The following is a 14,247-nucleotide window of genomic DNA, read 5'->3' on the forward strand; positions in this document are numbered from 1 at the left end:
CCTGTCTCGACGACCACGCTGGACGGCATCGCACACACCACCGTCACGACGAAACCGCGACGGGCGAATCCGGAGCCAAGGCGTCGCAAAGCCGTTCGGCCAACACCCTGATGGTGCTGATGTCCGTGGCACCGACGCGAATACCTGTTTCGGCCTCGATCCGGGTTCGGACCTCGAGAGTCCCGAGCGAGTCGAGACCGTATTCAGCCAGCGGACGGTCCGGGTCGACGGACCGGCGCAGGATCGTGCTGATCTGATCGGCGATCATCCGGCGCATCCGGGTCTGCCACTCGGCCGGAGGCAGTGCACGTAGCTCGGACAGGAAGGCGCTGCCGCCTGAACCACCACGTCCACCACCCGAGGATGCGAACGCCTCTGCGAACCGACTCGTCTGCGCGAACGCGGTGAGCCACGGCGTCCCGACTACCGGCGCGTATCCGCTGTACGCGCGGTTGTGGCGCAGCAACGTCGTGAATGCGTACGCACCTTCGTCCGGCGAGATCGCCGCACCGGATCCCTCGGCCAGACCGGTACCGCGGCCGATCTCCGACCATGGTCCCCACGCGACGGCGAGAGCCGGCAGTCCCTGGCTGCGGCGCCAATGGGTGAACGCGTCCAGCCAGCTGTTCGCCGCGGCATACGCGCCCTGCCCGGGTGAACCGACCAGAGCCGCTGCCGAAGAGAACGAGCAGAACCAGTCCAGTGACTGGCCCTGGGTAGCGCGATGCAAGTTCCATGCACCGTAAACCTTTGGCGCCCAGTCCTTTTCGATGAGCTCATCGGTGATGTTCGCCAACACCGCGTCTTCGACCACAGCGGCGCCGTGCAACAGGCCACGCAACGGTTGCCCTGTCGCGCACGCCACCTCCACCAGCCGAACAGCCGTATCGGGTTCGGCGATGTCGCCCAACTCCACGGCGACCTCGGTGCCGGCGGCCCGGATCCGGTCGACGACCACGAGAGCCTCCGGCGACGGTGCAGATCGACCGTTGAGCACGATTCGACCGCAACCTGCCGCCGCGAGCGCCTCGGCGAGGAACAGGCCGAGACCGCCAAGGCCGCCCGTGACGATGTAGGCGCCGTCCGGCCGGAACACCGGCGCTTCTTCCGGCGGGACCACCGCCGAGATCCGCCCACCTTCGGGTATGTCGAGCACCAGCTTGCCGGTGTGCTCGGCGGCACCCATCACTCGAATGGCGGTGGCGCCGTCCTGCAGCGGATAGTGGGTGGTCTCCGGCAGCGGCAATGTCCCGTCCGCGATGCGCCCGTAGCAGGTCTCCAGCAGCTGCCGCACGGTATCGGGTTCGGTCAGGGCCAGCAGGGCCAGGTCGACGGCGTAGAACGACAGATTGCGGCGGAACGGGAACAGTCCCATCCGGGTGTCGCCGTAGATGTCACGCTTGCCGATTTCGATGAACCGGCCGCCGAAGGACAGCAGCTCGAGTCCCGCCCGTTGAGCCGCACCGGTCAACGAGTTGAGCACGATGTCCACGCCGTAGCCATCGGTGTCCCGACGGATCGCCTCGGCGAACTCGGCACTCCGCGAATCGTAGACATGGTCTATGCCCATGTCGCGCAACAAGTTTCGCCGCGTTTCACTGCCAGCGGTCGCGAAGATCTCTGCACCCACCGCGCGGGCGATGGCTATCGCCGCCTGGCCCACACCGCCGGTGGCGGAATGGATCAGCACCTTGTCGCCGGCCGAGATCCGGGCCAGGTCGTGCAGGCCGTACCAGGCGGTCGCATGTGCACTCGGCACCGCAGCGGCCCGGTTCATCGGCACCCCGGCCGGCAACGTGACGGCCATATTGGCGTCGCACGTCACGAAAGTCGCCCACGCACCATCGGCCGAGATACCACCCACCTGGTCACCGACCTGGTGAGTGACGACTCCGGCACCCACCGCGGTCACCACACCGGCGAAGTCGGCACCCAGTTTCGGCAGCCGCCCTTCGAAGCTGGGGTACCGCCCGAACGCCACGAGCACGTCGGCGAAGTTCAGGTTCGACGCGGAGACCGACACCTCGATCTGTCCCGGACCCGGGGCGACGCGTTCGAACGCCGCCAGTTCCAGCGACTGGATGTCACCGGGTGTCCGGATCTGCAGCCGCATGCCCTCCCGTGCCGGGTTGACCACCGTGGTGCGGCGCTCCTCCGGTCGCAGCGGACCCGGGATCAGCCGTGCCACATACCAATTTCCGCCCCGCCAGGCAGTTTCGTCCTCTTCGGAGCCAACCAGCAACTGGGCCACGACCCGCGCCGGATCGGTGTAGTCGTCGACGTCGATCTGGCTGGCCCGCAGGCGGGGATGCTCCATCCCGATCACCCGGATGAGACCGCGGAGACCCGCCTCCTCCAGATTGGCGGAATCCTCGGCCAACACCGTCTGGGCGTTGCGCGTCAACACATGCAACCGCGGTGGTTCGCCGTGCACCTCGGGCAGCTCCCGCGCGATGTGCACCAGATGCCGTACGTTGTCGGCTCCGCGGACGCCGGCCTGTTCGTCGATGGTGCCGTTGCGGGGTGCGGTGACGACCAGCACGTCGCTGAACGGCCGAGCGACAAGAAGCTCGCGCAGCCGCTCGGCACGAGCGTTGTGATCAGAGTGCTGCGGCCATGCCATGGTCGTGACGTCGACCTGATGCGCCTTCAAGGTGTCGGCGAGTCTGGTCGCCATCAGGTCTGCCACATCGGAGGTGCTGATCAGCAGCCAGCGGCCGGGATCGACGAAGTCGGGCTCGGGCAACTCCTCCTCGCGCCACTCGATCGCCAGCAGCCGATCGTTGAGGGTGCGCTCACGCTGCCCACTGGCCGAAATGCCTGTGCCCAAACGCAATCCGCCGACGCTCAACACCGAGGTGCCCTGCTCGTCGAGCAGGTCGATGTCGACCTCCACGCCCATGGGCGTGACGTCGGTGAACCGCGCGAGGCAGTACTGGGCATTGCGGGTCGATCCGAAAGCCCGAAGGTGTCGCACTCCCAGCGGCAGCATCAGCGAGCCGGTGAGGTCACCACGCAGGCGCGGATGAACGCCAACAGCCTGGAAGCAGGCGTCCAGCAATGCCGGGTGGATCGCATACATACCCTGCTGCGAACGGATCGATCCGGGCAACGCGACTTCGGCGAGCACCGTATCGAGGGTCTCCCCTTCCGGGGCACCGACATACGCGGCGACCAGACCGGAGAAGGCCGGGCCGTACTGGATGCCGCGCTCGGCGAATGCGGCCCGCGTCTCGGCACCCTCCACTCGCTGCGGATGGGTGTCGAACAGTGCGGCCACGTCGTAGCTCGGTGGAACCGCCCCGTCATCCGCGCGGTGCACGCGGGCGGCGGACCGGCCGACGCGCTCGCCCTCGTTCTGGGTCTCCACCACGAAATCGGCGGTCCCGTCCCCCGACACGGTGGCCGACGCCGACACCAGACTCTGTTCCTCGAGCAGCAGCATCTCGTCGAACGTGATGTCGCGCACCTCGGCCCGGTCACCGAACACGGCGCGTCCGGCCGCCAGCGCCATCTCGCAGTAGGCCGCACCCGGCAGTGCCGCGACGTTGTGCACCTGATGATCGCCCAGCCACGGCTGGGTGCCCGTGCCGACATCGGACTGCCACACATGGCGTTCGGGTTCCTCCGCGAGCCGCACGTGCGCTCCGAGCAGCGGGTGCACCGCGATCACTGCGCCACCGGGGGCAAGTTCGTTGGGATCGCGGGCGAGCATCAGCTGCTGCCGGTTCCAGGTGGGCAGCGGCGCGTCGACGAGCCGGCCGGCAGGCAGGAGCGCGGCGAAGTCGACCCGGGCTCCGGCGCTGTGCAAGTCGGCCACCGCGCCGAGCAGGCCTCCGGCACGTTCCTGCTCCCGACGCAGCGTGGCCAAGGCCATGTGCGGGATGTCGAGTGTGCGGGCCGTCTGGTCGACGGCGTGGGTCAGCAGCGGATGAGGCGCGAGCTCGGTGAACACCCGGAAGCCGTCCTCCAACGCCGCCTGTACGGCTGCGGCGAAACGGACGGTGTGCCGCAGGTTGTCCACCCAGTAGTCGGCATCCCAATCGGCCATGTCGCGAGGGTCATACAGGGTCGCCGAGTAGTACGGGATGGTCGGATCGGCCGGGTCCAGATCGGCGAGCTCGTCGGCGAGCTCGTCCAGGATCGGATCGACCTGGGGGGTGTGGGATGCCACGTCAACGGCAACCTCCCGGGCCATGATGTCGCGACTCTCCCACTCGGCGATCAGCTCGCGAATCGACTCCTTCGCACCGCCCACCACGGTCGACTTGGGCGATGCGACCACTGCCAGCACGACGTCGTTGATTCCGCGCGCGGCCAGCTCCGAGAGCACCTGCTGGGCCGGCAGCTCGACGGACGCCATCGCGCCGGAGCCCGCGATCGTGGCCATCAACCGCGAGCGCCGGCAGATCACCTTCACCCCGTCGTCAAGCGACAGCACCCCTGACACGACTGCGGCAGCGACCTCGCCCATCGAGTGCCCGATGACTGCACCAGGCTCTGCACCGCGGGCGCGCAGCGTCGCCGCCAATCCGATTTGGACGGCGAACACCGTGGGCTGGACCCGGTCGATGCCCGTCACCACCTCGGTTGCCGTCATCGCCTCGGTGACGGAGAACCCGGACTCGCGCTCGATGAGCGGCTCGATCTCGGCAACCGCCGCGGCGAACGCGGGCTCGGACGCCATCAGCCCGGCCCCCATCCCGGCCCACTGAGACCCCTGGCCCGAGAACACCCAGACCGGCCCGCGATCGTCCTGTGCCACCGCGGCCTCGTAGGGCACGTCGCCATCGGCGATCTCACGCAGCCCTGCGATGAGGCTGCCCCGGTCTTCGGCTACGACCGCGGTGCGTACCGGTCGGTGTGCCCTGCGGCGTGCCAGCGTGTAGGCCAGATCAGTCAGGTCGACGTCGGCCCGGTCCGCCAGCCAGTCAGCCAGCCGTCCCGCGGTCCGGCGCAATTCGCCCGCTGACGTCGCCGAGAGCGCGAACAGGCACGAACCGGTGAGGCCCCGAGACGCGGAGGCCGCGTCTGCGACGGGTGGCGCTTGTTCCAACACGGCGTGCACGTTGGTCCCGGACAGCCCGTAAGAGGACACCGCTGCACGACGGGGGTGCGCCCCGGCCACCGGCCAGTCGACTGTCTCCTTCGGGATGAACAGGTCGGTCTCGATGCGTGCCATCTCGTCGGGCAGCCGCGTGAAATGCAGGTTGGGCGGCACGATGCCGTGTTGCAGCGCCAGCACGGCCTTCATCAGGCCGACCGCGCCGGATGCCGACTGACTATGACCGAAGTTTGTTTTCGACGAGCCGAGCGCACACGGTGCGCCACTCCCATAAACCGCCGCCAGACTTGCGAACTCGATCGGGTCGCCGACCGGAGTGCCGGTGCCGTGCGCCTCGACCAGGCCGACGGTCACCGGATCGACCTCCGCTGCGGCCAGCGCTGCCCGGTATACGGCTTCCTGCGCGTCGCGGGACGGGGTGGCGATGTTGACCGTGCGGCCGTCCTGATTCGCCGCTGTGCCGCGGACGACGGCGAGAATGCGATCGCCATCGCGCTCGGCGTCGACCAACCGCTTGAGCATCACGACAGCTGCGGCCTCACCGGCCACGAATCCGTCGGCCGCCACGTCGAACGCGTGGCAATGCCCGGTCGGCGACAACATGCCCTGAGCCGAACCCGATGCCAGCTTCCGGGGTTCCAGCACGATGCAGACTCCGCCGGCCAGCGCGACGTCGCTCTCGCCGTCGTGCAGGCTGCGGCAGGCATTGTGCACGGCCAGCAGGCCCGACGAGCAGGCCGAATCGACCGAATAGGCCGGACCGTGCACGCCAAGGTGATAGGCGATCCGGCCGGATGCCAGGCTGAAATTGTTTCCGGTGAAGCCGTACGGGCCCTCGATCGCATGGGCATCGGCGGCAACCAACTGGTAATCGCCGTGGGTCAGTCCCATGAACACACCGGTCAGCGAGCCGCCCAGCGTTGCCGGGTCGATTCCAGCATGTTCGATGGCTTCCCAGGCAGTTTCCAAGAGCAGGCGGTGCTGCGGGTCGATTGCCGTCGCCTCGCGCTCACTGATACCGAAGAATCCCGCGTCGAAACCTGCCACGTCGTCCAGGAAGGCACCCCACTTGGACACCGACCGACCAGGCACGCCGGGCTCAGGGTCATAGAATTCATGAGCGTCCCACCGCTGCGCCGGCACCTCGGTGACCAGGTCATCGCCTTGCAGCAGCGCCGCCCACAACTGTTGGGGCGATTCAATCTGGCCCGGGAGCCGGCAGCCCATGCCTATGACGGCAATCGGGGTCACTGGAGTCTCGGCCAAGTCGGCTCAACCTCTCTTCGGTGCGATCGATGAGCAAAGCTCCGATCAACGTACTTAGAACGTGGAAAAGAAAGTGCGCTACGTCGCCATCGACGCACGGTACCGAATCCCTGTATCCGGTTCGAGTCGTTGCCGACGCGGGTCCGTAGCCTAGCGCGTGGCCCAACCTAGATGTTGGAAACACTTGATCGCAAAAAGCATCGCGTGTTCGCTGGGTTAACCCATTATCGGAAACTGACACCGCCAGACAATTTCCTCAGCGAGACGCCGGTAAGGCCGGTCGCTCCGCCTGGATTCTCCCTAATACTCCTGCTGCACAACAAGATTCGCCACGCAGACTGACATCACCGCGCACCGCAAGAAATTATTCCGCTAACTAACATCGTCCAACTTTCGGGCATTGAAACACCTTTTCGCAGGTTGTCCACGATTCGAAAACCGTGTTCAATTGCCCACTCTCAGTCAATTCATAGGTTGCCTTCAAATAGTTAGCTGGCAACCTGCACGCAAACTACCGAAACCGTAGTTGAACCGAATTCATGTTCCGCTTACGCGCGTATCGATAATGGTACGATTGTGTACCTGATAACCGCATTGGCTAATGGGATTAATTGACACCGCAACCGTAGCGACCAGCGCCGATCATGAAGATGGACCGGCGGCTCGCAACCCCTGAACGCAGCGCTGAGCCCACCCAGGCCTCGACAGGGCCGCATTGAGACCCAGCACACGCCGTCCGCGATCGCGTGACCAAGCCCACTGCTTGCATTGAAAAGCAAACCGACCAGGGTTAACGGCGGAGAAGCGCTGCATTGCCAGGAAAGGTGTCCCAAGACTGGGACATTATGTGATGTATATCACTGCAGCTAGAAGCCCTGCAGCGGGCTGCGCGGGGCCACGCGGGCGGCCCGCAACGAAGAAAGCCGACCTGACGGCGTCCGTCAGGTCGGCTCATCCCGGTGAGCGACGACCTACCCCGCGGCGGGTCTGGGCACCCCGTGCGGCGACGCGCCGAGATCCGGTACGGCCACGTATCCACGCGCGCGGGCGCGGGCGACGTCCTTTCGGATCAGAGCGTTCAGACCGACGAAGGCGGCCATGTCGAGCACCATCGGCGTCAGCAGCCGGTTGTGCACGAAACCGATCGCCAGGCCGCTGGCCGGGTCCGCCCAGCCGACCGACCCGCCGAGCCCCACGTGTCCGAATCCTGGCATCACCCCGAACGGAACCGAGTGATATCCGAGGTGGAAGCCGAGCGGCACCCCGAGATTTCGGTCCGGGCGGAGACCGGGCGGACCGGTCAGCCCGGCCACGGTGCGCTCGGACAGGTATTCCGCGCCTCTGACGCGGCCGCGGTTGGCGATCGCGCCGTACATCCTGGCCAGGCCGCGCGCTGTTGCCACCCCGTTGACCGCGGGCGCCTCGGAGTCCAGGAACGGGGTATCGCCCTGAACCATTGACATCACGCCGGGGAAGTACATCGAGCCGAACGCACCCGAGAAGTTCAGCGCAGCGACCCGTGGCGCCACGAAGTCGAAGATGTGATTCGGCCAAACTCGTTGCGGCAGCAGGATCTGTGCGGCCCGGGTAGGAGCCTCCAGCGGTGGGCGGCCCAGGTGCAGACCGTCTGTGCCCAGCGGCTGCGCCAACTCGACGCGAAACAGCTCACGCATGCTCTGCCCGGTCACCGCACGCGCCAGACCCGACAACAACCAGCCGTAGGTCAGAGCGTGATAGGCCGGCTTCCCGAACAGCAGTGAATTGACGGGAGCGGCGGCTACCCGGCTCTCCATCGCCAGATGATCCAGCAGATCGGCTTTGCTGACGCCATTGAGCTGAGACAGCCCCGCCTCGTGCGCCATCACCTGCCGCACCGTGATCGCGGATTTGCCGTTGGCCGCGAATTCAGGCCAGTGCGCGCTCACCGGGCTGTCGTATTCGATCAGGCCGCGGTCGACGAGGCGGTGGATGACCGTCGATGCCATCCCCTTCGTCGCGGAGAACACCATCGCGCCGGTATCGGCCGTCCAGTGTTGTGTGCCTTGACGATCCGAGTAGCCGGTCCAGACGTCGACGACGGGTTCTCCGTCCTGGAGAATCACCAGCGCCCCGCCGCCGTACTTCCGGCCTGGGAACAGTTTCGAGAACCCGCGGACCGTACAGGAGAAGTTCCTGTCGGCCGCGCCTTGGACGCCGTGTGGGAGCGCCTCGTCGCGCACCCCGTTGTGATCGGTCACACACTTGAATTTACCTGGACCCCCGGCAAATTCCACAAGAGTTACCTACCTGTTAGCCCGGGTTCGGCCTCCGGATCACGGGCTCGGCTTGTCGTCCACCTTGAAGTCGATGTTGACGTTGTCGGACTCGACGGTCTTGACCGTAGCCGTGACGCCGTACTTGGTGCCGTCCTTGGCCGTCAGCACACAACGCTGGGTCGCCCCCACCTTGCCGACGATGCCATCGTCGCAGGTCACAGACTTGGCCTTGCGCTTGGCCGCTGCTTCCAGCTTCTCCTTTGCCAGGGCTTGGAGTTTGGTCTTGGCCACGGTGGGCTGGGTACCGGTCGACCCGCCTCCCCCGCATCCGGTCAACACCACGCCGCCGACCATCGCGGCGGCCACGAGCCCATGCAGTTTCGCCTTCACGTCCCTCATCTCCGGCTCAGCCCAGCCTTTCGCTTCCGTGTCGCTGCGAACAGCGTAAGTGCGGCGGACGTCCTGTCAGTCGGCCGCGTCGAGAATCTCCTGGGCCGCCAGCGCCGGGGTCAGTTCACCCTCGCGCACCCGGCGTTCCACCTCGTCGCGGATCTCACGCACACCGGGATGCGACATCACCCGGTCCAGCACGGTGTCGCGCACCATCGACCAGGTCCAGTCCACCTGCTGCGCCCGGCGCCTGGCCTCGAACTCGCCTGCCTCAGTGAGCACCTCACGGTGTTTGAGCACTGTCTCCCACAGCTCGGCCAGCCCATGCCCTTCGACCGCGCTCATCGTGAGAACCGGTGGCCGCCATAGTGTTTCGCGGGGGTAGATCAGACGGATGGCGCCGGTCAATTCGCGAGCAGCCGCCTTGGCCTCGATCGCGTGCTCGCCGTCGGCCTTGTTGACGACGATGACGTCGGCCAGCTCCAGCACACCCTTTTTGATGCCCTGCAGCTGGTCACCCGTGCGGGCCAGGGTGAGGAAGACGAACGTGTCGACCATGTTCGACACCGTCACCTCGGACTGCCCCACCCCGACGGTCTCGACCAGGATGACGTCGTAGCCCGCGGCCTCCAGCAGCACGATGGTCTCGCGGGTGGCCTTGGCCACCCCGCCGAGCGTGCCGGAGGTCGGCGAGGGCCGGATGTAGGCATCCGGATGGACCGCCAGCCGTGCCATCCGGGTCTTGTCGCCCAGGATCGAGCCGCCCGTCCGGGTCGACGACGGATCCACGGCCAGCACCGCCACTCGGTGACCGGCCTCGATCAGGTACATGCCGAGGGCTTCGATCGTCGTCGACTTGCCGACCCCCGGCACCCCGGTGATCCCGACGTGTTGGGCTTTGCCTGCGTCCGGCATGAGCTCCAGCAGCAACTGTTGGGCCTGGTCACGATGATCGGCCCGGGTGGACTCGACCATCGTGATGGCCCGCGCCAGCGCGGCGCGGTCGCCACGTCGGATGGCCTCCGCCAGTTCGCGAACTGAAGCAGCCACTAGCTCAGCTGGTAACCGAGCCGGTCTGCCAGCTTCTGCAGCAGGCCGATGGCGGCATCGGCGATCACGGTGCCCGGCGGGAAGATCGCGGTGGCCCCAGCCTCGTAGAGCTCGTCGAAATCCCCGGGCGGGATGACCCCGCCGACGACGATCATGATGTCCGGGCGGCCCACCTCGGCCAGCGCGTCGCGCAGTGCCGGCACCAACGTGAGGTGCCCCGCGGCCAGCGAGGACACCCCGACCACATGGACGTCGTTGTCGGCGGCCTGTCGGGCCACCTCCTCCGGGGTGGAGAACAACGAGCCCACGTCGACGTCGAAGCCGATGTCGGCGAATGCCGTCGCGATCACCTTCTGGCCGCGGTCGTGCCCGTCCTGGCCCATCTTGGCCACCAGGATGCGGGGCCGACGGCCGTCGGCCTCGGCGAACTTGTTCACCAGCTCGGTAGCGGTAGCGATGTTGCTGCCCTTTCCGACCTCGTCGCGGTAGACGCCCGAAATCGTACGGATCTCGGCCTGATGCCGCCCGTACACCTTCTCCAGCGCGTCGGAGATCTCGCCGAGAGTGGCCTTCGCCCGGGCCGCATCGATGGCCAGGGCCAGCAGGTTGTTGCCCAGCCCGTCCTCTCCTGCGGCACCGGTCGCCTCGGCGGCGCGGGTCAGCTCGGCCAGCGCGGCCTGCGTCGCGTCTTCGTCGCGGTCGGCACGCAGCTGCTGCAGCTTGGCCAGCTGCTCGGCTCGCACCCGGCTGTTCTCGACCTTGAGGACCTCGATCTCCTGGTCCTCTTCCACCTGGTACTTGTTGACGCCGATCAGCGGCTGGGCCCCGGAATCGATCCGCGCCTGGGTGCGGGCGGCCGCCTCCTCGATGCGCAGCTTCGGGATGCCGTCGCTGATCGCCTGTGCCATGCCGCCGTGCTCGTTCACCTCGTGGATGTGGGCGCGTGCCTTCTCCGCCAGCTGGTGGGTGAGCCACTCGACGTAATACGAACCGCCCCACGGGTCGATCGGCCGGGTGGTGCCCGACTCCTGCTGCAGCAGCAACTGGGTGTTGCGGGCGATCCGCGCGGAGAAGTCGGTGGGTAGGGCCAGCGCCTCGTCCAGGGCATTGGTGTGCAGCGACTGGGTGTGCCCCTGCGTTGCAGCCATCGCCTCGATGCAGGTTCGAGCGACGTTGTTGAACACGTCCTGTGCGGTCAGTGACCAGCCCGAGGTCTGCGAGTGGGTGCGCAGCGACAGAGATTTGTCGCTCTTGGGCTCGAACTGTGCCACCAGCTCGCTCCACAGCAGGCGGCCGGCCCGAAGCTTGGCCACCTCCATGAAGAAGTTCATGCCGATGCCCCAGAAGAAGCTCAGCCGCGGCGCGAACTTGTCGATGTCCAGTCCGGCGTCCAGGCCGGCCTTGATGTACTCCACCCCGTCGGCCAGCGTGTAGGCGAGCTCGAGATCGGCTGTGGCTCCGGCCTCTTGGATGTGGTAGCCCGAGATCGAGATCGAGTTGAACTTCGGCATCTTGGCGCTGGTGTAGGCGAAGATGTCCGAGATGATCCGCATCGACGGCTTGGGCGGATAGATGTAGGTGTTGCGGACCATGAACTCTTTGAGGATGTCGTTCTGGATGGTCCCGGCCAGCTTCTCCGGCGGCACCCCCTGCTCCTCGGCCGCGACGACGTAGAGCGCCAGGATCGGCAGCACCGCGCCGTTCATCGTCATCGACACCGACACCGTCGACAGGTCGATGCCGTCGAACAGTTGGCGCATGTCGAGGATGGAATCGATGGCCACGCCTGCCATTCCGACGTCACCCTGCACGCGCGGATGGTCCGAGTCGTAGCCGCGGTGCGTGGCCAGGTCGAAGGCCACCGACAGGCCCTTCTGGCCCGCGGCCAGGTTGCGCCGGTAGAACGCGTTGGACTCGGCGGCGGTGGAGAACCCGGCGTACTGGCGGATGGTCCACGGCTGGTTGACGTACATCGTCGGGTACGGCCCGCGCACGAAAGGCGGTGCGCCCGGGAAGCTGTCGAGCGGATAGCCGGCCTCGGCCACCTCGTCGCGGTCGGCAGCGATGTACACCGGCTTGACGTCGATACCCTCGGGCGTGGCCCAGGTCAGCTGCTCGGGGGTGTAGCCGTGCGCGGCGGCGGCCGCTGCGACGTGCGTCTCGACGGCTTCTGGAGTGGCAGGCGCACCCGTGCCTTCGCCGTGCAGCGGTACGTCCGCGAAACTTCCGATTCCAGTTGTGGCAGTCATCTCAGGCCCCCAGTCCGGTGAGCAGGTTCGACAAGGCTTCGACCGCATCGATCTTGGCGGTCAGATATCCGTCCGGTTTCGAATCGGCTTCGGCGACAGCCTTTTCCGGTCCGGCCAGCAACACCTGTCCGACACCGGCGGCACGGGCGGCCGCCACCGCACCGGACGCCTCGGCGCCGTAGCGGGCATCGGTTCCACACAGCACCGCCACGGTCGGGGCACCGGATTCGGCCACCGCCGCGGCAATCGCGGCGGCGTCCAGGGGCCCGGGGTTGATCGCCTCGATTCCGCCGGAAGCCAACAGGTTCGACGCGAACGTGGTGCGGATGTTGTGCTCGGCCAGCGGCCCCAGCGGCAGCAACAGAACCTTGGGCCGCGCTCCGGTGGATGCCAGGAAGGCGTCCGAGCGGTCACGCAGCGCCTCGAATCCGGCCGCGTACCGAGCGATCGACGACGCCGAACCGCCTTGCGGGAGCGGCTTTTCGTCCAGGTTGGGGAATTCGTTGACACCGGTGATCGCGGTGCGGCGGTGCGCGACGTCGGCGCTGCGCCGGGCTGCGACCTCGGCGATCTGGGCGGCGATGTGGTCGCGGGCCGCGACGAATCCACCCCGCGCCTCGATGTCCTGGAAATGCGCCCAGGCCTGTTCGGCGAGTTGAGCGGTCAGGTCCTCGACGAACCACGAACCGCCGGCCGGGTCGAGCACCTCACCGATGTGCGACTCCTCGAGCAGCAGCAGTTGCGTGTTGCGGGCGATGCGGCGGGCGAAGCTGGTCGACGTGCCGTCGAGGCCGGCGGGAATCGCCGCGTCGAACGGATGCACCTGCACGGTGTCGGCTCCCCCGACGCCCGCGGCGAAGGCGGCCAGCGTGGTGCGCAGCATGTTCACCCACGGATCCCGCTGGGTCATCATCGGCAGCGAGGTCACGGCATGAATGCGCGCAGCTCCGGCGTCACCTGCAGTGTCGGCGCCGACCACCTCGGCGACCCGGGCCCAGAGCTGCCGCGCGACGCGCAGCTTGGCGATGGTCATGAACTGATCGTCATCGGCGGCATAGCGGAAACTGATCTGCCGCAACGCATCCGGTGCGGCCACTCCGCCGTCGTTGAGGATCCGCAGATAGGCGACCGCCGCGGCAACGGAGCCGGCCAGCTCCCAGGCCGCACTGGCGCCGAGGTTGTGGAACGCCGGGCCGTCGACCGTGATCGCCCGAACCCCGCCGGCATGGCCGGTGAGCTTGGCGACGGCGGCCGGCAGGTCGGCGCCGTCAGTGGCGGGCCGGCCGGACAACGGCGCGGTCAGCGGGTCGGCACCCAAATCGATCGACAACCGCGAGCGCTGGTCGTCGTCGAGATCTGCGAGGAGGGGCAGCACTGCGTCGGCAACGGCGGCCAGGTCTGCTGCGCTGTCCGCAACACCTTCGAAGATCACCGGCACCAGATCAAGGAACACGCCGTCCAGCAGGCGGTCCAGCTCGCCCAGGGCGATCCCGCCCTCGTCGAGCCGCACTGCCAGCGCACTGGCGCCTTCTGTCAATGCCACCAGGACCGCGCCGTTGACCGTGCCCACGTCGGTGCCTGCGACTGCGGGGAAGCTCTCGACGACCCTCCAGCCGGACTTCACGTCGCGAAGGGCGTCGCCGCCGCGCACGAACGGCCACTGCCCCGGCAGGGCGGTCTCCGGACGCGCGTCCAGGCTCGTGTAGAGCGGCCGGATCGTGAAACCCTCATAGGTCTGCGAATCCAGTAGGCGTTCCGGCTCGGCCGGCAGATCCGCCACGTCTCGCCGACTGCTCTTGGCCAGCACGCCGGCGACCGCCGTCCGCCACTGCTCACGGTCTGACTCGACCGCACTAGTCCCCTGTAACGACACCCGCATCTCCTGTTATCGCAGCGTGTGACCTACCCACTTGCGCTAAAGGCTAAATGATCGCCATCACGGCGCTGACCGCTGGTGGGCGGACTCGCGGTT

At 67.3% G+C, this 14,247-nt stretch carries 6 protein-coding genes; all 6 read right to left on the reverse strand.

Features of this window, described 5'->3' with window-relative positions; all coding sequences use genetic code 11:
• Positions 1-43: 43 nt before the first annotated feature.
• The 6 genes from pks2 to mutA all read right to left on the reverse strand — a co-directional run bounded on the left by pks2 (position 44) and on the right by mutA (position 14,154).
• Positions 44-6,331 (reverse strand): sulfolipid-1 biosynthesis phthioceranic/hydroxyphthioceranic acid synthase, encoded by a 6,288-nt coding sequence (gene pks2, locus ACNQR1_RS22425; RefSeq protein ID WP_418047908.1) that lies wholly within the window; start codon positions 6,329-6,331, stop codon positions 44-46.
• A gap of 971 nt (positions 6,332-7,302) precedes the next feature.
• Positions 7,303-8,568: a serine hydrolase domain-containing protein gene (locus tag ACNQR1_RS22430; RefSeq protein ID WP_418047909.1), complete on the reverse strand. Its 1,266-nt coding sequence runs from the start codon at positions 8,566-8,568 to the stop codon at positions 7,303-7,305.
• Between the two features lie 75 nt (positions 8,569-8,643).
• Positions 8,644-8,985: a DUF4333 domain-containing protein gene (locus ACNQR1_RS22435; protein WP_418047910.1), complete on the reverse strand. Its 342-nt coding sequence runs from the start codon at positions 8,983-8,985 to the stop codon at positions 8,644-8,646.
• A gap of 66 nt (positions 8,986-9,051) precedes the next feature.
• Positions 9,052-10,026 (reverse strand): methylmalonyl Co-A mutase-associated GTPase MeaB, encoded by a 975-nt coding sequence (meaB, locus tag ACNQR1_RS22440; RefSeq protein WP_418047911.1) that lies wholly within the window; start codon positions 10,024-10,026, stop codon positions 9,052-9,054.
• Positions 10,026-12,275: a methylmalonyl-CoA mutase gene (scpA, locus tag ACNQR1_RS22445; protein WP_418047912.1), complete on the reverse strand. Its 2,250-nt coding sequence runs from the start codon at positions 12,273-12,275 to the stop codon at positions 10,026-10,028. Before scpA ends, meaB begins: the two co-directional genes overlap by 1 nt.
• 1 nt (position 12,276) lies before the next feature.
• A complete protein-coding gene (gene mutA / locus ACNQR1_RS22450) occupies positions 12,277-14,154 on the reverse strand; it encodes a methylmalonyl-CoA mutase small subunit (RefSeq protein WP_418047913.1) in 1,878 nt (625 codons plus the stop codon).
• Positions 14,155-14,247 lie beyond the last annotated feature (93 nt).

The sequence above is a fragment of the Mycobacterium sp. 48b genome (assembly GCF_048282725.1).
Taxonomy (GTDB): domain Bacteria; phylum Actinomycetota; class Actinomycetes; order Mycobacteriales; family Mycobacteriaceae; genus Mycobacterium.

What these genes read in the sequence shown, in the direction of transcription:
- ACNQR1_RS22435 (WP_418047910.1), bottom strand. Translation starts at nt 8,985, where the DNA reads ATGAGGGACGTGAAGGCGAAACTGCATGGGCTCGTGGCCGCCGCGATG.
- mutA (WP_418047913.1), bottom strand. Translation starts at nt 14,154, where the DNA reads ATGCGGGTGTCGTTACAGGGGACTAGTGCGGTCGAGTCAGACCGTGAG.
- scpA (WP_418047912.1), bottom strand. Translation starts at nt 12,275, where the DNA reads ATGACTGCCACAACTGGAATCGGAAGTTTCGCGGACGTACCGCTGCAC.